At 33.3% G+C, this 22,762-nt stretch carries 20 protein-coding genes; all 20 read left to right on the forward strand.

Annotated features, from left to right (window positions below):
- Nucleotides 1-4: 4 nt before the first annotated feature.
- The gene (locus tag ACR1PO_RS08030; RefSeq protein WP_433986509.1) at nucleotides 5-2,413 is read left to right on the forward strand and encodes a GumC family protein; all 2,409 of its coding nucleotides are present in this window, start codon (nucleotides 5-7) and stop codon (nucleotides 2,411-2,413) included.
- A complete protein-coding gene (locus ACR1PO_RS08035; protein ID WP_433986420.1) occupies nucleotides 2,397-3,692 on the forward strand; it encodes a nucleotide sugar dehydrogenase in 1,296 nt (431 codons plus the stop codon). Before ACR1PO_RS08030 ends, ACR1PO_RS08035 begins: the two co-directional genes overlap by 17 nt.
- Nucleotides 3,693-3,698: 6 nt before the next feature.
- On the forward strand, nucleotides 3,699-4,889 hold the full coding sequence (lhgO, locus tag ACR1PO_RS08040; protein ID WP_433986421.1) for an L-2-hydroxyglutarate oxidase: 1,191 nt from the start codon (nucleotides 3,699-3,701) through the stop codon (nucleotides 4,887-4,889).
- Nucleotides 4,890-4,923: 34 nt separating this feature from the next.
- Complete coding sequence (locus ACR1PO_RS08045) at nucleotides 4,924-6,048, forward strand: DegT/DnrJ/EryC1/StrS family aminotransferase (RefSeq protein WP_433986422.1); 1,125 nt, start codon at nucleotides 4,924-4,926, stop codon at nucleotides 6,046-6,048.
- Between the two features lie 12 nt (nucleotides 6,049-6,060).
- A complete protein-coding gene (locus ACR1PO_RS08050; RefSeq protein ID WP_433986423.1) occupies nucleotides 6,061-6,633 on the forward strand; it encodes an acyltransferase in 573 nt (190 codons plus the stop codon).
- Nucleotides 6,634-6,642: 9 nt separating this feature from the next.
- Nucleotides 6,643-7,653, forward strand: coding sequence for a Gfo/Idh/MocA family protein (locus ACR1PO_RS08055; RefSeq protein ID WP_433986424.1), 1,011 nt, complete (start codon nucleotides 6,643-6,645; stop codon nucleotides 7,651-7,653).
- A 15-nt stretch (nucleotides 7,654-7,668) separates the two neighbouring features.
- A complete protein-coding gene (locus tag ACR1PO_RS08060) occupies nucleotides 7,669-8,934 on the forward strand; it encodes a lipopolysaccharide biosynthesis protein (RefSeq protein WP_433986425.1) in 1,266 nt (421 codons plus the stop codon).
- The gene (locus ACR1PO_RS08065) at nucleotides 8,931-10,244 is read left to right on the forward strand and encodes a hypothetical protein (protein WP_433986426.1); all 1,314 of its coding nucleotides are present in this window, start codon (nucleotides 8,931-8,933) and stop codon (nucleotides 10,242-10,244) included. Before ACR1PO_RS08060 ends, ACR1PO_RS08065 begins: the two co-directional genes overlap by 4 nt.
- Nucleotides 10,216-11,292 carry a non-hydrolyzing UDP-N-acetylglucosamine 2-epimerase gene (gene wecB, locus ACR1PO_RS08070; protein WP_433986427.1) on the forward strand — a complete coding sequence of 359 codons (1,077 nt, stop codon included), beginning with the start codon at nucleotides 10,216-10,218 and terminating at the stop codon, nucleotides 11,290-11,292. The genes ACR1PO_RS08065 and wecB (ACR1PO_RS08070) overlap by 29 nt, the downstream gene beginning before the upstream one ends.
- Nucleotides 11,293-11,294: 2 nt before the next feature.
- Nucleotides 11,295-12,494: a glycosyltransferase family 4 protein gene (locus ACR1PO_RS08075; RefSeq protein ID WP_433986428.1), complete on the forward strand. Its 1,200-nt coding sequence runs from the start codon at nucleotides 11,295-11,297 to the stop codon at nucleotides 12,492-12,494.
- A gap of 2 nt (nucleotides 12,495-12,496) precedes the next feature.
- Nucleotides 12,497-13,711 carry a glycosyltransferase gene (locus ACR1PO_RS08080; RefSeq protein ID WP_433986429.1) on the forward strand — a complete coding sequence of 405 codons (1,215 nt, stop codon included), beginning with the start codon at nucleotides 12,497-12,499 and terminating at the stop codon, nucleotides 13,709-13,711.
- 156 nt (nucleotides 13,712-13,867) lie between these two features.
- Entirely contained in the window at nucleotides 13,868-15,244 is a 1,377-nt protein-coding gene (locus ACR1PO_RS08085) for a right-handed parallel beta-helix repeat-containing protein (RefSeq protein WP_433986430.1), read from the forward strand.
- A complete protein-coding gene (locus ACR1PO_RS08090) occupies nucleotides 15,244-16,389 on the forward strand; it encodes an N-acetyl sugar amidotransferase (RefSeq protein WP_233333921.1) in 1,146 nt (381 codons plus the stop codon). Before ACR1PO_RS08085 ends, ACR1PO_RS08090 begins: the two co-directional genes overlap by 1 nt.
- On the forward strand, nucleotides 16,386-17,000 hold the full coding sequence (gene hisH / locus ACR1PO_RS08095; RefSeq protein ID WP_433986431.1) for an imidazole glycerol phosphate synthase subunit HisH: 615 nt from the start codon (nucleotides 16,386-16,388) through the stop codon (nucleotides 16,998-17,000). The genes ACR1PO_RS08090 and hisH overlap by 4 nt, the downstream gene beginning before the upstream one ends.
- A 6-nt stretch (nucleotides 17,001-17,006) precedes the next feature.
- Nucleotides 17,007-17,771, forward strand: a complete 765-nt coding sequence (locus ACR1PO_RS08100) for an AglZ/HisF2 family acetamidino modification protein (protein WP_433986432.1) — start codon at nucleotides 17,007-17,009, stop codon at nucleotides 17,769-17,771.
- A gap of 96 nt (nucleotides 17,772-17,867) precedes the next feature.
- Complete coding sequence (locus ACR1PO_RS08105) at nucleotides 17,868-18,902, forward strand: polysaccharide biosynthesis protein (protein ID WP_433986433.1); 1,035 nt, start codon at nucleotides 17,868-17,870, stop codon at nucleotides 18,900-18,902.
- Between the two features lie 16 nt (nucleotides 18,903-18,918).
- Nucleotides 18,919-19,341 (forward strand): WxcM-like domain-containing protein, encoded by a 423-nt coding sequence (locus ACR1PO_RS08110; RefSeq protein WP_433986434.1) that lies wholly within the window; start codon nucleotides 18,919-18,921, stop codon nucleotides 19,339-19,341.
- Between the two features lies 1 nt (nucleotide 19,342).
- Entirely contained in the window at nucleotides 19,343-20,461 is a 1,119-nt protein-coding gene (locus ACR1PO_RS08115; RefSeq protein WP_433986435.1) for a polysaccharide biosynthesis C-terminal domain-containing protein, read from the forward strand.
- A gap of 1 nt (nucleotide 20,462) precedes the next feature.
- Nucleotides 20,463-21,677 (forward strand): O-antigen ligase family protein, encoded by a 1,215-nt coding sequence (locus ACR1PO_RS08120; RefSeq protein ID WP_433986436.1) that lies wholly within the window; start codon nucleotides 20,463-20,465, stop codon nucleotides 21,675-21,677.
- Nucleotides 21,625-22,758, forward strand: coding sequence for a non-hydrolyzing UDP-N-acetylglucosamine 2-epimerase (wecB, locus tag ACR1PO_RS08125; protein WP_433986510.1), 1,134 nt, complete (start codon nucleotides 21,625-21,627; stop codon nucleotides 22,756-22,758). The genes ACR1PO_RS08120 and wecB (ACR1PO_RS08125) overlap by 53 nt, the downstream gene beginning before the upstream one ends.
- The last annotated feature ends 4 nt before the right edge of the window (nucleotides 22,759-22,762 follow it).

A 22,762-nucleotide genomic window follows, 5' to 3' on the forward strand; every position in this document is an offset into this window, starting at 1 on the left:
ATTGATGGATAACCAGCGAACTTCACAATTTTCAGAAACAGAAAATAGCTCAAATAATATTAACATAAGTGAAATTATAAAGCCATATTTGAGAAAATGGCCTTGGTTTATTATAAGTGCATTTATAGTTTTGGTAATAGGTTATATATCGCTCAAGTTTATGACACGGATATATAATGTTCAAACTACAGTTCTGATTAAAGATGCGAGAAACAATTCTTCACCTATATCAGGAAGTGATTTGGGCGTATTGCCTGATTTATCTGGGTTAGGAGGTCTCAAAACGAATAGTATTGCAAATGAAATAGAGATACTGAAATCTAAAAAGATGATGCGTGAGGTTGTTATCAACCAAAACTTACAGGTAAATGTTATAGGAAAAGGCAGGGTTACTAAAATAGAGTTATATAAAAAAACTAATCCTATAGATGTCAAGGTTATTGAAGAAAAGAAAACTGATAAACCTTCCGGTCCTATAAATCTTACCATTGATAAGGATAAACTTATACTTGACTCAAAAAGCCTGTCAAAGGAAATTATTACAACATACGGAAAAACAATAAGTTTACCATTTGCTAATATAATCATAACAAAAAATAAAGAATTCGATCCGGGTAATCTAGGCATTAATATGAAGAACCTGGAGCTGCAGATTTCTACGGTAGATGCAAAAGTAAATGATTTACAAGGAGGATTAAGTGTAGATCTGGTTAATAAAGAAGCTACTGTACTAAAATTAGGGCTAAATTATCCACAGATAGTCAAAGCCCAGGATATTCTGAATAATTTAGTTGTGGCATATAATAATGATGCCATATCTGATAAAAATTTAGAATCCAAGAAGACACTGGATTTTATTGAAGACAGAATCAAAAAATTATCGGGAGAACTTGGAGAAGTTGAAAATCAGAAAGAAAGCTTTAAATCCAAAAATAATATTATCGATATAGAAACTGAGGCTAAAATAGGTTTAGAAAGTTCTGCAGCTGCGAGAGCCAAGCAATTGGAGATAGATGGGCAATTAGAGCTTACAAACTCTTTGATCAATTATGTTTCAAACCAAGGTCAGTATCAGGTTCTTCCGGTCAATGTTGGACTTAATAATGCGGAAGCAACAAATGGAATTTCTGCATATAATCAATTGGTATTACAAAGAAACAGACTTTTGGAGTCTGCAACCCCGGAAAACCCAACAGTTGTAGATGTTACTAAACAGATTAATGCTATGCGTAGTTCTATTATGCAAAGCCTTCAGAAAAACAAAACAGGACTTCAACTGGCAAGAAATGAATATTTAGGAGAACAAAATATAGTTTCTGGAAAGATATCAAAACTTCCTTCCATTGAGAAAATGTTCAGAAGTATTGAAAGGCAGCAGCAGATTAAAGAAAATCTATATTTATTATTACTTCAAAAAAGAGAAGAAACTGCTATCGCCCAATCTATTAGCGCACCAAAGGCAAAAATAGTTGATGCAGCTTATTCTTCCGGAGCACCTGTCTCACCAAAGCGCGGGGCTATTCTGGCAATTTCTTTCATTTTAGGATTATTAATTCCTTTTGCTTTTATTTATTTAAAGCAATTATTCAATAATAAAGTGGTTACAAAACATGATCTTGAAAAATTAGTACATGCACCAATAATTGCCGAATTGCCAAGTCTTGAAAAAGGAGATTCCGAAATCGTTAAAATGAACGATATTACTCCTATGGCGGAAGCATTCAGAATTCTTATCACCAATATGAATTTCATGCTTTCAAAAGAGAAAAAAGGAAAGGTTGTATTTGTTACTTCTACAGTAAAAGGAGAAGGGAAAACATTTACGTCTGTGAATCTGGCTCTTACACTGGCAAACCCCAAGAAAAAAGCAATCATCATAGGATCTGATATCAGAAACCCCCAGCTTCAGAGATATAATCCAGCAAGAAAAGGACTTGCAGGACTTACAGAGTATCTTTACAATGATGAGACAAAACTTGAAGATATCATTCATGTATCTTCCTTTAACCCGTACTTGGATGTAATTTATTCAGGAATGATTCCTCCTAATCCAACAGAACTATTATCCAACGGTCGTTATGAGACTCTTCTGGATCAACTGAAGGAAAAATATGAATACATTATTCTGGATACAGCACCATTGCTGCTTGTTACAGATACCTTCCTTATTGCGGAACTTTCTGATATTACTATCTATGTATCCAGATCTAAGTATACTGAAAAGGCATTGTTAGACTTTGCCAACAGCAATATTGATCAGAAAAAAATCACAAATGTAGGGTTTGTACTTAATGATGTAAGCAGGGAAAATTTAGGATATAGCAATAAATATGGTTATGGCTATAACCACCATGCAGAACAATCATGGTTTCAAAAAATAAAAAATAAATTTAGCAATGACAACAACATATAAAATAGCGATAATTGGTCAGGGTTATGTAGGCCTTCCTTTGTCTCTGGAATTTGCAGATCATTATCCTGTCTTTGGATTTGATATTAATGCACAACGTGTTGATCAGCTTAATAACGGAAAGGATATAACGCTTGAAGCAGATATTGATAAATTAAATAAAGGACTGAAAAAATATAACGAATCCAATGGTTATTTAGGCTATAAGGCTACAAGCCGGTTATCTGATATTGCGGAAGCCAATATATTCATCGTAACTGTTCCTACTCCTATTGATAAATATAATGCCCCGGACCTGACTCCATTGATTTCTGCATCAAAAATGTTGGGAGAAATTATAAAGAAAGGGGATATTGTTATTTATGAATCCACAGTTTTTCCCGGTTGTACAGAAGAAGAATGTGTGCCGGTTCTTGAAAAATATTCAGGACTTAAATTTAACGAAGACTTTTTTGTAGGATATTCTCCGGAAAGAATTAATCCGGGAGATAAAGTAAATACACTTACAAATGTTAAAAAAGTAACTTCAGGTTCTACAGAAGAGATTGCTGAACAAGTAGACCTATTATATAAAAAAATTATCACAGCTGGAACTTATAAAGCACCCAGCATCAAAGTTGCAGAAGCCTCAAAAGCTATTGAAAATGCACAAAGAGATGTTAATATCTCCTTTGTTAACGAATTGGCCTTAATTTTCGACAGAGTGGGAATTGATACCAATGACGTATTGGAAGCAGCAGGTACGAAATATAACTTTCTTAAATATAAACCCGGATTGGTAGGGGGGCATTGTATTTCAGTAGACCCTTATTATCTTGCGCACAAAGCAGAACAGCTGGGATATCACCCTGATGTTATTCTATCCGGCAGACGTGTCAATGATTCTATTGCAAAATTTGTTGCTGCTAAAGTAGTGAAGCTACTTATCGCAAAAGGCGGAGTGATTAAAAATTCTAATGCACTGATTTTAGGAGTCACATTCAAAGAAAACTGTCCGGATGTCAGAAATACCAAGGTCGTGGATATCTACCGGGAACTTGCTGATTATGGGGTAAATGTGGATATTTATGACCCATGGGCAAGCAAAGATGAAGTAAAGCACGAATATGGAATTGATATTCTGGATACCCTTCAGGAAGGGAAAAAGTATGATTCCTTAGTGATTGCAGTATCTCATAATGAATTTCTGGAAATGGATCTGGATCAGCTTAAAAAAGAAAATGCTGTGGTTTTTGATACCAAAGCATGTCTAGACAGAAATCTGGTAGATGCAAGATTATAAAAGATCATGAGTTATGATATCATCATCATTGGTGCAGGTTTGGTAGGATTGGCTACAGCCTATCAGACTAAACTGAAAAATCCTGATTCTAAGATTCTGATTTTAGAAAAAGAAAACGATGTGGCATTACATCAATCGGGACATAACAGTGGTGTGATCCATAGCGGGATTTATTATAAACCGGGTAGCCTTAAAGCTAAAAATTGTATTGAAGGATACAATTCGGTGATTAATTTTGCTGAAAAATATGGAATAAGATATGATCTTTGCGGAAAAATAATTGTAGCTACCTCACAGGAAGAGTTACCACTTTTAGATAATATCTATAAAAGAGGAGTCGAAAACGGACTACAGAATTTAAAGTACCTTTCAAGAGACGAATTCCGTGAAATTGAACCCCATTGTGAAGGCGTAAGAGCCATCAGAGTCCCTCAAACCGGAATCATTGACTATCCTGGAATAGCCCAAAAAATAAAAGAACTTTTTGAGGAATTAGGAGGAGAAGTAAGATTTAACAATGAAGTAAAAAATATCCTTGATAAAGGATCGGAAATTATTGTCACTACCAATATTTCCGAATTTAAGACCAAGAAACTGATTTCCTGCGCAGGATTGTATTCTGATAAGGTAACTAAAATGACCAACGAACAAAATGACGTGGTCATTATTCCTTTCAGAGGAGAATATTATAAAATCAAGGATGAAAAAAAATACCTGGTAAAACATCTTATTTATCCGGTACCTGACCCTAGCTTTCCGTTTCTTGGCGTCCACTTTACCAGAATGATTGATGGAAATATCGAAGCCGGTCCCAATGCCGTTCTGGCTTTCAAAAAGGAAGGATACCATTTTTTTGATTTCAATTTCAGCGAAGCCATGCAGACCATGTTATGGCCGGGATTCAGAAAAATTGTTGCAAAATACGGAAAAACAGGAATGGGAGAAATGCATCGTTCACTTTCCAAATCTGCTTTTACAAAAGCACTCCAAAAACTTTTACCGGAAATACAGGAAAATGACCTTGTGCCAGGAGGCGCAGGGGTAAGAGCCCAGGCTTGCGACCGAAACGGAGGGTTGATCGATGATTTTGATATAGTGAAAAATAGGAATATCATTCATGTTAGAAATGCACCTTCTCCGGCCGCCACTTCCTGCCTTTCTATAGGAAATAAAATAAGTGAGCTTATCACAAGTTAAAAAGACACCTGTAAATACACTCAAAAACTAAAAGATGAAAATTCAAATGGTTGATCTTAAAGGTCAATATCAGAAAATAAAAGAAGACATAGATGTCGGTATTCAGGAATGCATAGACAGTACAGCATTTATTAACGGCCCTGCTGTAAAAGAATTTCAACACGATTTCGAAAGATATCTTGGGGTAAACCATGTTATTCCTTGTGCCAATGGAACAGATGCTCTTCAAATTGCCATGATGGCCCTCAACCTACAGCCCGGTGACGAAATAATCTGCCCTGCCTTCACTTATGTAGCAACTGCAGAAGTCATAGGTCTTTTAGGATTAAAACCTGTAATGGTAGACGTAAATGAAAATACTTTTGATATACAGCTGGAAGGTCTTGAAAAATATCTTACCCCCAACACCAAAGCGATAGTTCCTGTTCATTTGTACGGCCAAAGTGCTGATATGGAACAAATTCTTAAATTTGCAGAAAAATACAACCTTTTTGTTATAGAAGATAATGCTCAGGCAATCGGCTCTGATTATATATTTTCAGATGGGAAAGTAAAGAAGACCGGAACTATCGGACATATCGGCTGCACTTCATTTTTTCCATCAAAAAACCTTGGATGTTATGGTGATGGAGGAGCTTTGATGACAAATGATGATGAATTAGCCTTCAAAATCAGAATGATTGCCAACCATGGCCAGGAAAAAAAATACTATCACAAAGTTTTAGGTTGTAACTCAAGATTAGATACCATTCAGGCTGCTGTATTGAAAGTTAAGCTTAAGCATCTGGATGAATATTCAGCTGCCCGAAACAGAATGGCAGATTATTATGATAAAAACCTTACGGGTATTGCTGAAATTCAGATTCCTGAGAGAGCAGGAAATTCTACACATGTATTTCATCAGTATACCCTTAGAGTGAAAAACGGACAAAGAGACGGATTACAAAAGTATTTGGCAGAAAAGAATATTCCAAGTATGATATACTATCCTTTGCCTCTTTATAAACAGGAAGCTTTTCTTCAATATGTGGATGAAAGCTTTAGCCTTCCGGTTACAGAACAGCTTTGCAAAGAAGTTCTCTCTCTTCCTGTTCATACAGAATTTGACCAGGAAGTACTGGATGTTATTATTATGGAAATTAAGAATTATTTTAACTAATATAAAGCAGATATGTCTGATTTTTTTGCACACGAAACTGCCGTTATTGACGAAGGATGTCAAATAGGAAACGGAACCAAAATCTGGCACTTTTCACATCTTATGACAGGTTGCATTTTGGGAGAAAAATGTAATATTGGACAGAATGTTGTTATTTCACCTAAAGTAGTTTTGGGGAAAAACGTGAAAGTTCAGAATAATGTTTCTATCTATGAAGGAGTAACATGTGAAGATGATGTGTTTTTAGGACCTTCAATGGTTTTTACCAATGTAATAAATCCAAGAAGTGCAGTGAACAGAAAAAATGAATATCTGAAAACACATGTTGGAAAAGGCGCCTCCATAGGAGCTAATGCCACTATTGTTTGTGGGCATAATATAGGTCAGTATGCTTTTATTGGCGCAGGAGCTGTGGTTACCAAAGAAGTTCCTGACTATGCATTGGTAGTAGGAAACCCTGCCAGACAGATGGGATGGATGAGCGAATTCGGGCACAGACTTCAGTTTGACGCAGAAAATATTGCCGTTTGTGAAGAAAGCGGAGAAAAATACAAATTAGAAAATAATAAAGTTTCAAAAATTTAAAACATACAAATGAGTGAAAAAATAAAATTTGCAGTAGTGGGCTGCGGGCATATCGGAAAAAGACATGCCGAAATGATCTCAAGGAATGACGAATGTGAACTAGTAGGATTAATTGATGTTAAAGATAAATCTGTCCTTGGAATTGAAAATTATAATGTTCCCTTTTTTGCTTCACTGGATGAATTCCTGACTTCCGGGATTGATGTGGATGTTGTTAATATTGCTTCTCCAAACGGATTCCATTTTGAGCAGTCTTATAAAGTAATAGACGCTGGAAAGCATGTAGTAGTAGAAAAGCCAATGGCTCTTAAAAAACAACATGCTGAAAAACTTATTTTTCAGGCTCTGCACAAGCATAAACAGGTTTTTGCAGTAATGCAAAACAGATACTCACCACCTTCTGCATGGATAAAAGAAATGGTAGAGAGCGGAAAACTTGGTAAAATATACATGGTTCAGCTTAATTGCTACTGGAACCGTGATGAAAGATATTATAAACCTGAATCATGGCATGGGAAGCTTGATCTGGATGGAGGAACGCTATTCACACAATTTTCGCATTTTATCGATATTATGTACTGGTTGTTTGGTGATATTACCAATATTCAGGCAAAATTTGCAGATTTTAACCACACAAATCTTACTGACTTCGAAGATTCAGGCTTTGTGAACTTTGATTTTGTAAACGGTGGGATGGGGTCTCTAAACTATTCTACTTCAGTATGGAATCAGAATCTTGAAAGTTCTATGACCATTATTGCTGAAAATGGCGCCGTAAAAATAGGTGGCCAATATATGGATAAAGTGGAAATCTGTAAAGTGAAAGATTATATAATGCCGGAGTTACCCCCTACAAACCCGGGGAATGATTATGGAGCATATAAAGGATCTGCAGCCAATCATCATTATATTATTGAAAATGTAGTAGATGTATTAAAAGGAAGGAATACTATTACAACCAATGCACTTGAAGGGATGAAAGTTGTAGATATTATTGAACGAATCTATCAGTTAAAATAAGAATTTTATTAAATCTTGAAAGCTTTATTCAATACAATATTAAATAATCCTTTTTTTAGGAATGTTACAACATTAGCTTTAGGTACAGTTGTTAGTCAGGCAATTGTTCTAGCAACTTCACCACTATTATCCAGATTGTTTTCTGTTGCAGATTTTGGTGTGTTATCTGTATTTACTAGTATTTCAGTTTTTTTTGCAGTACTATCGACAGGCAGATATGAATTTGCAATCGGTTTACCAGAGAATGATGCAAAAGCAAAGCTAATTTTTTTACTTATTGTTAAATTAGGTTTTACTATATCAATATGCTATTTTGGAGTTATTTTTCTTTTGAAAGACATTTTTAATATCCAAGATAGTGCTGGGTTTTTAAAAGAAAGAACAGCATGGTTATCGCCGGTATATATCTTCTTTATTGCGGTTTATTCAGGATTGGGATATTGGTTTCAAAGATTTAAAAAATATAAGGAAATAACATTCGCTAATGCAATTCAAGTTTGTTGTACAGCATTATTTAGTTTAATATTTGGATATCTGCATGTTAAATCAGGAATGATTTTTTCTCTAATTATAGGAGTAATTTTATCTTGTTTATTTTTAGTAATACGATCACACGAAATTTTTTGGAAGGACTTTTTTAAACTGTCTACTTTTGCTATAGCTAAAGAATATAGTTCTTTTCCTCGATACATGATTCTTTCAGATTTGTCTCTTACTGCAAGCCAGCAATTTATCCCCATTGTATTTTCAGTACTTTATAACACAACAATAGTAGGTTTTTTTGCTATGGCAAATAGAATGCTTAGATTACCTAATATTATTATTACAAGTTCAATAGCCAATGTCTTTAGAAATGAAGCTATAGATGAATTAAGAGACAAAGGTAATTGTAAGAATCTGTATATATCTACTTTTAAAAAGTTAGCAGTTATGTCTTTTCCTATATATCTAATAATATTTATATTTTCACCATTTCTTTTTGAATGGTTTTTTGGGAAAGATTGGTTGCAGGCAGGTTATTTTGCAAGAATTTTATCTGCATTGCTTATGGTAGAATTTATAGCAACTCCATTAAATAGTATTTTTTATATAGTTGAAAAACAGAAACTTTTGATGTGGATTCAGATTTTACTAGCATTAGGTGGAATTTTTATGATATATTTAGGATATTCAATTTTCAAAGACCCATACTATTCCTTAATACTTTTTTGTATTAATTCTTTATTCTTTAATATAGTATTGTTATATTACTCTTATAACTTCTCAAAAAAAGGATTATGAAGATATTTGAAAAAAGAACGGCATATTATTTAATAGCCTTGTTATATGCAATACTTTTTTATCAGGGATATATGATATTTCTGAACCCTTTTTTTGGTTATGCGGGGTTTGAAGTAAATGAATCAAGATTGACAAACTATTCTTTTATGATTTATAGCTTTGCCTTGTCTATCTTACCTATCTATTTATTTCGTGGGGTGAGTACAATCTCTGCTTTTATTTGTATTTTTATATTTTTTTTATTATATATCCCTATACAGATAACTTTTTATATTGATTATGATGGTGATGATTCCTATGTAGCCTATCTTCAGTTTTTATATTGTTTTGGGATGTGCTTATTGTTTTATGCAGACCGCGTGACATTTAAAACGAAAATTGTTATCCCTTCTAATATAGATTTTTTTAAAGTATTGCTTATAGCTACTATTTTATCCACGTTATATATGATTGTCAAATTTGGAAGTAGTTTAAAATTAGTAGCTTTTGAAGATGTCTATGAGCAGCGTTCTGCAACATCAGAATTAGGGGCTGATGTTTTTACAGCATATATTTCCTCATGGCTGGCGTATATGTTTATTCCTGTTTGTTTAGCTTATGGCTTATTTTCTAAAAAGAAAATATACATTATTGTAGGGCTGTTAGCAAGTATAATTATTTATATGGCATTTGCCTCTAAAACGGCGCTTGTGTTTCCTTTTGTAATCTTTATTATGTATAAAACCCTTAAAAATAGAAGCTTAAAATCTTCTTTTACTTTTATGGGATTAGGCCTAATTATAATTATGACTATTACATTAGTACTTGATTTTAATTCAATTACAGCCTTATTTTGGATGAGAACCATTGGAAATAGTGGTTCATTAACACTTCATTACCATTATTTTTTTACGGATCATCCTCATACATATTTTAGTCACATTAATATTATTAATTTTCTTAGTCAGTCCTATCCTTATCCTGGAAAGGCTTTGGGGCAGGCAGTCGGAAATTATTATTGGGGAGATGAAATGAACGCTAATGCTAACTTTTGGGCAACTGATGGAATAGCAGCTGTAGGAGATTTGGGAATTGTAGTATCAAGTGTTATATTATTTATAATTTTTATTTTTTTTAACAGGATTAGTAAAAATTATAATTTACTTTTTTTAATATTAACATTAATCCCCTATATAATTTCTGTTCTTAATACGTCATTATTCTCTTCTTTATTTACAGGAGGAGCTTTATTCTTATTTTTAATATTAATGTTTAATACATCAATAAATAACCCATATATTAATGAAAATCCTAACAATAATAGGGGCTAGGCCTCAATTTGTAAAAGCTGCTGTGCTTAGCCGTCTAATTGCCGGGCAAGAAGGTGTAGAAGAAGTTCTTATCCATACAGGACAACACTATGACAGCAATATGTCTGATATTTTCTTTGAAGAGATGAATATTCCAAAACCTAATTATAATCTGCAGGTGAAAAGCAAATTTCATGGTGAAATGACGGGGAAAATGATGGCTGAGATCGAAAAAGTGGTACAACAAGAAAACCCAGATTGGATTTTAGTATATGGCGATACAAATTCTACTTTGGCAGGAGCATTAGTAGCTTCAAAAATGCATATAAAACTAGCACATGTTGAGGCAGGGCTTAGATCATTTAATAATAGAATGCCAGAAGAGATCAACAGGATATTAACAGACAGGGTAAGCAATATTCTGTTTTGCTCTACAGACAATGCAGTGAACAACTTAGTTAATGAAGGATTTGAAAAGTTTGAAGATAAAAAAATATTTAAAACTGGCGATATCATGTTAGATGCATCTATTTATTATGCACATAAAAGTCGTAAGCCAGATTTTAATTTGCCTGAACAATTTAATCTTTGTACGATTCATAGAGCCGATAATACTGATAATGCCCGAAGGTTATCAACTATTTTTGAATCTTTAAATGAAATTGGCTCTGAAACAAAAATAGTATTACCAATACATCCGCGTACTAGATTACTTTTATCAGAGTTAAATGCCGATTATGAAAAAGAGTATGCTAATATTTTATTTTTTGAACCTTTTGGGTATTTCCAAATGATTTGGTGTCTTCAGCATGCAAAATTTGTAATTACTGATAGCGGAGGGTTGCAAAAAGAAGCTTATTTCTTCAAAAAGCCTTGTCTGATATTGCGTGATCAAACAGAATGGGTTGAATTGGTGGATTATGGCTATAATGTATTATCCAAAATCAACAAAAAGGATATTTTAGAAAACTACCATCAAATTAAAACTATCAAAAAAGATTTTAATGATCAGCTTTATGGTGATGGAAAAACGGGAGAATTAATTTTAAAAGAACTTCAAAATTATTGAAAATGAAATTTGTACATGTTGAGGATTTTGTACATCCGGACGCAGGCTATCAGCTTAATCTATTAGGTAGATTGCAAGTGAAACAGGGTCATGAAGTCATTATTGTAACATCTGAACTGGATAATGTACCCGATTTTTTAGTTAGTTTTTTTGGTAAAGAAAATATAAAAGAAAGAGACGAGAAATATTATCAAGAGACTGGAGTAAAGATATTGAGATATCCGACTTATTGTTGGTATAGTAGCAGAGCAATATTTAAAAAAGGACTTAATAAATATATTAAGTCTTTGAATCCTGATGTCTTATTTATTCATGGCGAAGACACATTAACTGGGATGAATTTGTTATGGAACTATAAAAAAATGAATGTTCCATATGTACTGGATTGTCATATGTTAGAGATGGCTTCTAAAAATAAATTAAGAGAAGCCTTTAGGACTTTTTTTAGAACATTTATTACTCCCATAATTTTAAAAAATCAAATCCCACTCATTAGGGTTGTGGATTCGGATTTTGTTGAAAAACATTTTAGGATTCCATTAGAAAAAACGCATTTGCTTTCTTTTGGTACAGATACAGATTATTTTAAACCTGATGCTGAAAAAAAAGCAATTTACAGAAAAGAAATGGGGTTGTCTGATGATGATTTTGTTGTATTATATGCGGGAAAACTTGATGTTTATAAAGGAGGCTTATTTTTAGCAAATAGTTTAAAACATAAATTTAAACTAAAAACTAATAAAACTTTAAAAATTATAATCGTTGGAACTACAGCTAATGATGATTATGGACATTCAGTAGAAAAAGTACTTTCAGAATCTGAAAATGATATATTAAGATTTCCTACGCAGACTTATGCTAATCTTGAGAAATTTTATAAGGTTGCAGATATAGCTGTTTTTCCAAAACAATGTAGTATGAGCTATTTTGAAGTTCAATCTAGTGGAGTTCCAGTTGTTTTAGAAAAGAATGAAATTAATGTAGACAGAGTTTCTAATAACAAAGGACTTATTTTTGAGGAGGGAAATATCGAAGACTTCAGAAATAAAATTATTCAATTTGCAGAGATGGATCCTAATCTTTTCGAACAAAGCCAAAAGAATGCTAGAGCAAATATTTTGGAATATTACAATTATGTGCCAATAGCTCAGAGTTTTACAGATGTTATGGTCAATGAATATAATAAGTTTCATAGAAAATAAATATGTCTATAAAAGTCTTTCAGATCAGTAGTGAGTTAAATGTAGGTTCTGTTGGACGAATAGCAGAGCAAATTGGAGAAGCAGTTTTAGTTAATGGCTGGGAAAGTTATATTGCTTATGCAAGAGATCATCAGCCCAGCAGTTCTGTTTCTTATAAAATAGGTTCAGCGAAAGATCTTTACTATCATGTAATTTATACCCGATTAACAGATAAGCACGGGTTTGCTTCTAAAAAGGCTACAAAAAAACTTATTGATAAAATAAAAGAAGTTGATCCGGATATTATTCATTTACAGCATGTTCATGGATATTTTATAAACATTGATATTCTATTTAATTTTCTTAAACAGGCAGATTTACCTGTTATTTGGACCTTTCACGATTGTTGGTCATTTACTGGCCACTGCGCACACTATGAGTTTGTAGGTTGTCAAAAATGGCAATCTCAATGCAAGGAGTGCCCACAGATTTCTGAATATCCGAAATCTTATAAGGATAATTCATATCAAAATTATATTGATAAAAAAAGACTATTTAATTCTGTCAAAAATTTAACAATTGTTCCGGTATCCAATTGGTTAGGGGACGAAACCAAAAAATCTTTTTTACAGAAAAATCATATTGAAGTAATTCAGAATGGCATTGATATCGATACATTTTTCTACAGAGACAGTAGTTTATTAAAGGAAAAGCATTTGTCTTCAGGAAAATTTGTTATACTTGGTGTAGCAAGTCCATGGACTGAAAAAAAAGGATTACAATATTTTGTAGAGCTTGCAGGAAAACTGAATTCTGATTTTCAAATTATTTTAATAGGACTGAGTAAAAATCAAATTAGAAAACTTCCTTCCAATGTTATTGGGTTGGAACGTACGGAGAATATTCAGGAACTTGTCGGGTATTATTCCTTAGCGGATGTCTTTCTAAATCCGACATTAGAAGATACTTTTCCCACTACAAATTTAGAAGCTCAGGCATGTGGTACACCTGTGATTACATTTAGATCGGGAGGGTCTCCGGAAGCTGTGAATGAAAAAACAGGTATTGTTGTAGATAAGCAGAATGCTGATCAGCTTATAGAGGCTATTTATGAAATTAAAAGTAAAACAAAAAAATATTATTCAATTCACTGTCGTTCAAGGGCTGAAGAGTTATTTGATAAAAGAAAAAATTTTACAAAATATATTGATTTATACAAGAGAAAACTAGGAATTTAAAATATCATCATATCTTTTGAAGTTTTAATTAATGAATTTATGAGAGTAAACAGAAATTATAAAAAAACGCATACACACAGATTTTGCAAAATCATATTAAGTATTCTCTTTTGTGGAGTTATTCTGTTGGTTCAGGGGCAAACTAATCAAGAGGTATTGAAAATTGTTGTTAAACCCGGAGCTAATGATTTTCAAGCTATTCAAAATGCTATGGATAACAATACTTCAAAAAATCTAACCATTATTTTAGATGGGAATTTTGTAGTAAATCAAACATTAGTTTCTAAAAGAAATAATACTACCATAGAATTTACCAAAGGATCACAGATCACCACAACATCCAACGAAAATGGAATCTTACTTTTTATTCATAATAACTGTGTCGTGCAGAATGGTAAATTTATAGGAAATGGAAAGTCTGCAACAACCTATTATACAGGATTTGGAGTCCAGTTAGCAGATACCGATAATTGTAAAGTAGTCAACTGTTCTTTCGAAAATATAAGCGGTCTTTCAATATTTCTGTCATACAGTAAAAAAGGATGTAAAAATAATCTGATAAAAGGAAATCACATTTCTAAACCTGCCATGTATATGAAAGAAATTGGAGATGAAGCAGGGATTATGCTTGGATATTCTGGAGATGGATACTTTCATGAAAATAATCTTATTACTCTCAATGAAATAGATGGAAACAATGTTTTAAAAATAGGAGCAGGTATTATTGGACATGGTAAGAATAATACATTTTCTTTGAATAAGATTTCCAACTGTTTGAATTATGGAATTATTTCGTATGAATCAGTCTATACAGATATTTCCCTTACAGGAAGTAAAATATTGGATAATGAGATAAGAAACATAGGAGAAACAGGGAACAGACTCACTGTAAAAGGAATGGGAATCTATTTGATGAAATCGATGAACTCTCTTGTAAAGGGAAATAAGGTTTACAATACACTACGAAATTCAGATAAAAGCGAAAGTCTTCCTGCAGGTGCTATCTCAACAAGTGGATCAGTGAATACAACTGTTGAAAATAACATAATAGACGGATCTTACATGTATGGATTTGTGAATGACTATAGCTTTAATTCTAATTTTAATTCTAATTTTGTAAAAAATACAAGACGTTCAGGAGCATATTTTGTGAATGTAAACGATGTAACGGTAAAAGATAATCATTTTGAAAATATTGGGGAAGTTGTATTTAAAGGTTATTTTGAAAATACTGGACTTCAGTACATCAAGGATCAATGGAAAATAAAAGACTATTTGAATCAATCTACCGGAAGTAATATAAGAATAGAAAATAATTATATTGTTTCTGATAAAGATTTATTGTTTTTTAGAGGAACAGGAAAAAAAGAAAAACAAATAGAAAATAAAATTAAAAATAATACTTTTGTGAATAACATTATTAAAAGAAGTTCAGGGATATCTGTGACAGATGAAAGTATAGCATTTCGAGAAGTTGATGGAAATACCAATGTTATTTCAAACAATAAAATTGAAAAAAATAATCACAAATAATGGAACAAACGAGACCATATCAGATCTGTACAAAAACTATAATGGACACTACAGACCCTAATATTATTTTTAATGAAAAGGGAGAAAGTGATTATTATACCAATTTTAAAGAAAATATAGAACCCAACTGGCATACAGATCAGCAAGGATACGATGAGTTGATGAAAATTGCTGATAGAATCAAAAAAACATCTAAAAATAAAGATTTTGATTGTATTATCGGTCTAAGTGGAGGATTAGACAGTTCTTATGCGGCTTATATAGCAAAAGAAGTTATGGGGATTCGTCCTTTGATTTTTCATGTTGATGCAGGATGGAATACAGATAAAGCAGTGGGGAATATTGAAAAACTGATCAATGGTCTGAATCTGGATTTATATACTGAAGTAATCAATTGGGAAGAAATGAAAGACCTGCAGGTTGCATTTCTGAAATCTCAAATCTCTGATCAGGATTTACCGCAGGATTATGCTTTCTTTTCTGCCTTATATAAATTTGCAAAAAAAAATAAAATCAATTACGTACTTACAGGAAGTAATTTTTCTACAGAATGCTGCAGAGAGCCTGAAGAATGGGGAGGCTTTCCCGGGATTGACACCACCTTAGTAAAAGATATTCATTCGAAGTTTGGTAAAAGACCTCTTAAAACATTTCCGTTGGTTGATATTCTTTCCTATAAAATTCTCTACAAATATGTATATGGAATGGAAGTATTCAAACCTCTGAATCTTGTTCCGTTTCATAAAAAGGAAGCCGAATCTCTTTTAGTGGAAAAGTTTGGTTGGGAACCTTTCCAGCATAAGCACCACGAATCAAGATTTACCCGTTTTTATGAAGATTATTGGTTGCCGAGAAAATTCGGTTACGAAAAAAGAAAAGCACACTTTTCTTCACTGATTCTTACGGGACAGATGACCAGGGAAGAAGCTTTGGACAGAGTTTCAAGACCCGAACTTTCAGAAGAATTCTTGCAGAAAGAATTTGAATATGTTGCGAATAAGCTGGACCTTACGAAAGAAGAACTGCAACAGATCTTCGAAGGAAAAAATAAAACATATAAAGACTATAAAAATAAGATGGGCATTATCAAATTTGGTGCTCAGACTATGCAGAAGTTGGGCTTAGAAAAGAGATTATTCAGATGATTACAATTATCGATTACGGGGTAGGAAACATTAATGCTTTTGTAAATGTTTACAAAAGAGTAGACGTGCCCGTTAAAGTTGCCAAAACAAAAGAAGATTTAGAAGGAGCTCAAAAATTGATTTTGCCGGGCGTAGGGCATTTTGATCATGCAATGACCCAGCTGAATAATTCGGGAATGAGGGAAAAGCTTGATGAGCTGGTACTCAATCAAAAAGTACCTGTTATTGGCATCTGTGTAGGAATGCAGATGATGGCAAACAGAAGTGATGAAGGAATCATGGAAGGCCTTAAATGGATTGATGCTACTGTTAAGAAATTTGACGAAACAAAAATTCAGCAGGTAACCAGATTACCTCATATGGGCTGGAATGACGTGAAGCCTGTGAAAGATGTAGGGCTTTTTGAAGGATTACAAGATAATTCAATATTTTATTTCCTTCATACCTATTATTTTGAATGTAATAATAGCGAAGATATCATGGCGGTTACAGAATATGGAGGAGAATTTGCTTCTGCTGCCCATCATGAAAATAAATTCGGAATACAATTTCATCCGGAAAAAAGTCACCATTATGGTGAGATTTTGTTACACAATTTTGCAAAACTTTAAGAGTCCATGTTAAGACCCAGAATTATACCTTCCCTTCTGATACAAGATAACGGACTTGTAAAAACCGTCAATTTTAAGAATCCCAAATATGTAGGAGATCCCATCAATGCAGTAAGAATTTTCAATGAAAAAGAAGTTGATGAACTTGCTATATTTGACATAGACGCTACTGTAAAAGGGCTGGAACCTAACTATAGTCTGATTGAAAGAATTGCCAATCAATCCAGAATGCCCCTTTGCTATGGAGGTGGGGTAAGAACTGTAGAGCAAGCCCAGAAAATTTTTGGACTTGGAATAGAAAAAATTGCACTTTCTTCTGCTGTTCTTCAAAATCCTCAGTTGATCACTCAGATTGCAGAAAGAGTAGGTTCACAAAGTGTTATCGTTGTTTTGGATGTAAAGAAAAAATTATTTGGCGGATACGAGGTTTACACTCACAATGGCAAAAAATCCACTGGAATTAATCCTTTTAAATTTGCAGAAGAAGCTCAGAAACTGGGAGCCGGAGAAATTATCATCAATTCAATTGATCAGGACGGTGTAATGAAAGGATATGACATGGGATTAATAGATAAAATAAGAGAGAAAATTTCATTGCCTCTTACGGTTTTAGGAGGAGCGGGATCTTTAAATGATATAAAGCAGATAATAGATAAGCATGGTATCATTGGTGTTGCCGCGGGAAGCTTATTCGTATTTAAAGGAGTGTATAAAGCTGTACTCATTAATTATCCTTCCTTTGAAGAAAAAGAAAAATTAAGACACAAATAACTAATCATCATATGAAATAATTCTTCTGAGATCGATGCTTGTTTCCCTCAAAGCTTTCTTGAAAATTATCAATATGATAAGGAAAAAAATATTACTATGCATATAAAAGATAAAATACTTCTTATTACAGGCGGAACAGGCTCATTTGGGACAGCTGTTTTAAGAAAGTTCATCAATACAGACCACTTTAAGGAGATCAGGATTTTTTCTCGTGATGAGAAAAAACAGGATGATATGAGAAATCAGTTTAAAAATGATAAACTCAAATTTTATATAGGGGATGTAAGAGATTATAACAGTATTGAACCAGCAATGAGAGGTGTGGACTATGTTTTTCATGCAGCAGCACTGAAGCAGGTTCCATCATGTGAATTTTTTCCGATGCAGGCCGTAAAAACAAATGTAGAAGGAACACAAAATGTTATTGATGCAGCTGCAAGGAATAAGGTGAAAAAAGTGATCTGTTTAAGTACAGATAAGGCTGCCTATCCAATTAATGCAATGGGGATTTCCAAAGCTATGATGGAAAAAGTTGCCGTAGCAGCATCCAGAAATCTTGAAGAAACCGTCGTTTGTCTTACAAGATACGGAAATGTAATGGCTTCAAGAGGATCTGTGATTCCTTTGTTTATCAAACAAATCAAAAGCGGAGATCCGATAACTGTTACGGATCCTAATATGACCAGATTTTTGATGTCTCTTGAAGAGGCGGTGGAGCTTGTATTATTTGCATTTGAACATGGTAACTCCGGAGACCTGTTTGTCAACAAAGCCCCGGCAGGAACTATCGGTGATCTGGCACAGGCTTTAAAAGAAATGTTTAAGGCTGAAAATCAGATTAAAATAATAGGAACAAGACATGGTGAAAAACTGTATGAAACGCTATGTACCCGTGAGGAAATGTTAAAAGCCGAAGATATGGGAAATTTCTATAGAATTCCTGCTGATAACAGAGATCTGAATTATGCACAGTTTTTTTCAGAAGGGGTAGAGGACATCTCAAAAATAGAAGACTATCATTCCCATAATACGGAACAGCAGGATGTGGAAGGGATGAAGAAACTGTTATTAAAATTACCTCTGATCCGTAAAGAAGTTTTAGGAGAAGATTTATTACAATACCCTGATTAATAAAATATAATATCTAATGAATGTACCTGAGGTTTTCATAGGAGGGAAATATTCGGATGAAAGAGGAAGTCTTTTCTTTAATAATAGCTTTGATGCATCTGAAATTAAAAGAATTTACTATATAGAAAATACTGATCCGCAGTTTATCAGAGGATGGACAGGACATAAGGTTGAGCAACGTTGGTTTTCGGCTTTGTCAGGAAGTTTTACTATAAGGTTAATCAAAATTGATGACTGGTCTATGCCTTCCAAAGGATTAGAAATTTTAGAATATCAGTTAGATGCCGGCAAATTGGATGTGCTCCACGTTCCCGCAGGCTATGCAAGTGCTATTCAGTCCGGAGAAAAAGCATCAAAATTATTAGTAATGGCAAATTATTCTTTAGGGGAAATACATGATGATTATCGTTTCCCTATAGATTATTTCGAAAATTTATAAAATGAAAAGAATAGGAATTACGGGACAGAATGGGTTTGTAGGATCCCATTTATATAATACATTAGGGTTAAAACCGGAAGAATTTGAAAGAATCGAATTTAAAAAGGAATTTTTCAATAACCCTGAGAAATTAGATCATTTTGTGGAGCAATGTGATGTTGTGGTACATCTGGCGGCCATGAATCGTTATCCGGATCCAGAAGTTATTTTTGAAAATAATATCAATTTAGTTAAAGAATTGATCGCTTCTTTAGAAAGAACAGGATCAAAAGCTCATGTTCTGTTTTCATCCTCTTCTCAGGAAGAAAAAGATAATTTATATGGAAAGTCTAAGAAAGAAGGAAGAGAGCTATTTTCAGAATGGGCAAAAAAATCCGGAGGCATCTTTACAGGACTGGTAATTCCGAATGTTTTCGGACCTTTTGGGAAACCAAATTATAATTCCTTCATTGCAACTTTCTGCCATAAACTTACTCACGGTGAAACTCCGGGTATTGATATTGACGGAGAAGTCAGACTTATTTATGTAGGAGAACTTGTTCAGGAAATTATAAATAATATCTATACAGGGCAAACCAATGAATTGTACGAAGTTTCCCATACTTCTGTCAATAAAGTTTCAGAAGTACTGGAAAAATTAAATCACTATAAGCATCTTTATTTTGAAAACGGAGAAATTCCGGAACTAAAAACCAAATTTGATTTAAACCTGTTCAATACTTTCAGATGTTATTTTGATGTTAAAAATCATTATCCTGTAAAATTTACACAGCATGTAGATCCAAGAGGTGCTTTTGTAGAAGTAATTCGTTTAGGAATCGGGGGGCAGTGTTCTTTCTCTACAACAGTTCCCGGAATTACAAGGGGAAATCATTTCCATACCAGAAAAATAGAAAGATTTGCAGTGATTAAGGGACAGGCTTTAATACAGTTAAGAAAAATAGACACAGAGGAAGTGCTGGATTTTTATCTGGATGGTAATGAGCCTGCTTACGTAGATATGCCTATCTGGTATACCCACAATATTAAGAATATAGGCAATGAAGAGCTCTATACTATTTTTTGGATCAATGAACCATTCAATCCGGAAGATGCGGATACTTACTTTTTAAATGTCTAATATGATCACGATAAAGAAAAATTATATTGAGTATATTTTTATTTTTTTTCTGACTTTTGGGTATATCTTTTTCTACTCACTCGCAGTTCCTTTTAATGCCCCGAATACACTCTTTTCGGTTCCTTTTCGTGTTATTCTGCTCTTTATAAGTTTTTATCTTATTTACGTAAATTTTGACACGATAAAGAAAAGGAAGACCACCGTTGTTTTTACGATTCTTTTTTGGCTGTTTTATTTTATAAAAGCAGTTTATAGTTTTAAAACAGATACTTATTTACAGAAAACATTAAATAATGAACAGCAGATTTATATCAGAATTATTTGTCTGAATCTTATACCTTATATTGCTGTTTTAAGTATCAGTTTTTCAAAAGAGATTGTCGTAAGGCTGAACAGTTTAATATTTAATTTCTTATTAATTATATTAGGAATAAGCTGTATATATACCATAATAGTCTTCCAGGCTTTTGAAAAATCAAGTGGGATATTTGCCGGATATTATATTAGTACCGGACATTATGGCTTATCTTTATTGATAATATCTGTATATTATTATTTTCTTTCACCACAAAAGATTAAACCTGTTTTAGGGATACTTATAGGGGCCTTTACTGTATTTAGTTCCTCCGCAAGAAGCCCTATGCTGGCTGCCTTCATTATTTTATTTATAATACTATTGTATGTTAACAAATTAAAATACTGGTTGGCATTAATTCTTGCTACACTTCTTTTTATTATAGGTATATATGTTTTAAATAAGACATATTTAGCTAATTTTGAATTTGTTGAAAGAATGTATAGTGCTATTTTTGAAGGAGGAGGATCCGGAAGATCATATTACTTAGCAAAAGGCTGGGATGTTTTTAAAAATAATATACCTTTTGGGGGACGTATTTTATTTGAAGATGGACTGTATCCGCATAATATTTTTGTGGAAATTCTGATGAGTATGGGAATGGTCGGAATTATTCTGTTCTTTTTTTATTTTAAGGATCTATGGAAGTTCAGGTTAACTTTTATTAATAAGAATAGATACTACTTGCCGTTTATTTTGTTTTTTATACAATATTTTGTTCTTGTCCTGACTTCCTACAGTCTCTTTGCCAATTTGGAATTCTGGACTTTTTCAACGGTATTTATATCAATAATTTTATTTTGTAATGATGAAAAAACTAAAAGTAATGACCGTCGTGGGAACACGGCCGGAAATCATTAGATTATCAAGAGTATTATCAGCATTGGATACATCCGAAGCTGTAGAACATATCATTGTCCATACAGGGCAGAATTACGACTATGAGCTTAACCAGATTTTCTTTGAAGATCTTGGATTAAGAAAGCCCGATTATTTTCTGGAAGCAGCCGGGAAATCAGCTACAGAAACAGTTGGGAATATCCTGATCAAGATTGATCCGCTTTTAGAAGAATTGCAGCCAGATGCTTTCCTTGTTTTAGGAGATACCAACTCATGCCTCTGCGCAATTCCGGCTAAAAAAAGACAAATTCCTATTTTCCATATGGAAGCCGGTAACAGGTGCTTTGACCAGAGAGTGCCGGAGGAAACTAACCGTAAAATTGTTGACCATACATCAGATATCAACCTTACCTATTCTGATATAGCGCGTGAATATTTGTTAAAAGAAGGATTGCCTGCAGACAGAATTATCAAAACAGGATCTCCGATGTTTGAGGTGTTAAATCATTATTTACCACAGATAGAAAGTTCTGATGTGCTGAAAAGATTAAATCTGGAAGAAGGAAAATATTTTGTAGTTTCATCGCACAGAGAAGAAAACATAAATTCTGAAAAGAATTTTCTGGGATTGATGGAAAGCCTTAATGCAATTGCAGAAAAATTCGGATATCCGATCATTGTTTCTACTCATCCAAGAACGAGAAATATGATTGATAAAATGAAGATATCTGTAAGACCTGAAATACAGTTTCTAAAACCTCTGGGTTTTCATGATTATAATGCACTTCAAATGAGAAGTTATGCGGTATTATCAGATTCAGGTACGATCTCGGAGGAATCTTCGATTCTTAATTTCAGAGCGCTTAATATCAGAGAAGCACATGAAAGACCTGAAGCAATGGAAGAAGCATCGGTGATGATGGTAGGCTTATCTCCCGAAAGAATTTTACAGGGACTGGTTCAGCTTCAGCAGCAAAAAACAGGTAATGAAAGAAATTACAGACCGGTATCAGATTATTCTATGCCGAATGTTTCTGAAAAGATGGTAAGAATCATCCTTAGTTATACCGATTATGTAAACAGAGTGGTCTGGAGAAAATAGAGTT

Origin of the sequence: Chryseobacterium amylolyticum (assembly GCF_051011775.1) — a bacterium.
GTDB lineage: Bacteria > Bacteroidota > Bacteroidia > Flavobacteriales > Weeksellaceae > Chryseobacterium.

What these genes read in the sequence shown, in the direction of transcription:
- ACR1PO_RS08030 (WP_433986509.1), top strand. Translation starts at nt 5, where the DNA reads ATGGATAACCAGCGAACTTCACAATTTTCAGAAACAGAAAATAGCTCA.
- ACR1PO_RS08075 (WP_433986428.1), top strand. Translation starts at nt 11,295, where the DNA reads ATGAAATTTGTACATGTTGAGGATTTTGTACATCCGGACGCAGGCTAT.
- ACR1PO_RS08110 (WP_433986434.1), top strand. Translation starts at nt 18,919, where the DNA reads ATGAATGTACCTGAGGTTTTCATAGGAGGGAAATATTCGGATGAAAGA.
- ACR1PO_RS08120 (WP_433986436.1), top strand. Translation starts at nt 20,463, where the DNA reads ATGATCACGATAAAGAAAAATTATATTGAGTATATTTTTATTTTTTTT.
- ACR1PO_RS08105 (WP_433986433.1), top strand. Translation starts at nt 17,868, where the DNA reads ATGCATATAAAAGATAAAATACTTCTTATTACAGGCGGAACAGGCTCA.
- hisH (WP_433986431.1), top strand. Translation starts at nt 16,386, where the DNA reads ATGATTACAATTATCGATTACGGGGTAGGAAACATTAATGCTTTTGTA.
- ACR1PO_RS08050 (WP_433986423.1), top strand. Translation starts at nt 6,061, where the DNA reads ATGTCTGATTTTTTTGCACACGAAACTGCCGTTATTGACGAAGGATGT.
- ACR1PO_RS08115 (WP_433986435.1), top strand. Translation starts at nt 19,343, where the DNA reads ATGAAAAGAATAGGAATTACGGGACAGAATGGGTTTGTAGGATCCCAT.
- ACR1PO_RS08090 (WP_233333921.1), top strand. Translation starts at nt 15,244, where the DNA reads ATGGAACAAACGAGACCATATCAGATCTGTACAAAAACTATAATGGAC.
- ACR1PO_RS08080 (WP_433986429.1), top strand. Translation starts at nt 12,497, where the DNA reads ATGTCTATAAAAGTCTTTCAGATCAGTAGTGAGTTAAATGTAGGTTCT.
- ACR1PO_RS08045 (WP_433986422.1), top strand. Translation starts at nt 4,924, where the DNA reads ATGAAAATTCAAATGGTTGATCTTAAAGGTCAATATCAGAAAATAAAA.
- wecB (WP_433986427.1), top strand. Translation starts at nt 10,216, where the DNA reads ATGAAAATCCTAACAATAATAGGGGCTAGGCCTCAATTTGTAAAAGCT.
- ACR1PO_RS08055 (WP_433986424.1), top strand. Translation starts at nt 6,643, where the DNA reads ATGAGTGAAAAAATAAAATTTGCAGTAGTGGGCTGCGGGCATATCGGA.
- ACR1PO_RS08100 (WP_433986432.1), top strand. Translation starts at nt 17,007, where the DNA reads ATGTTAAGACCCAGAATTATACCTTCCCTTCTGATACAAGATAACGGA.
- lhgO (WP_433986421.1), top strand. Translation starts at nt 3,699, where the DNA reads ATGAGTTATGATATCATCATCATTGGTGCAGGTTTGGTAGGATTGGCT.
- ACR1PO_RS08035 (WP_433986420.1), top strand. Translation starts at nt 2,397, where the DNA reads ATGACAACAACATATAAAATAGCGATAATTGGTCAGGGTTATGTAGGC.
- wecB (WP_433986510.1), top strand. Translation starts at nt 21,625, where the DNA reads ATGAAAAAACTAAAAGTAATGACCGTCGTGGGAACACGGCCGGAAATC.
- ACR1PO_RS08065 (WP_433986426.1), top strand. Translation starts at nt 8,931, where the DNA reads ATGAAGATATTTGAAAAAAGAACGGCATATTATTTAATAGCCTTGTTA.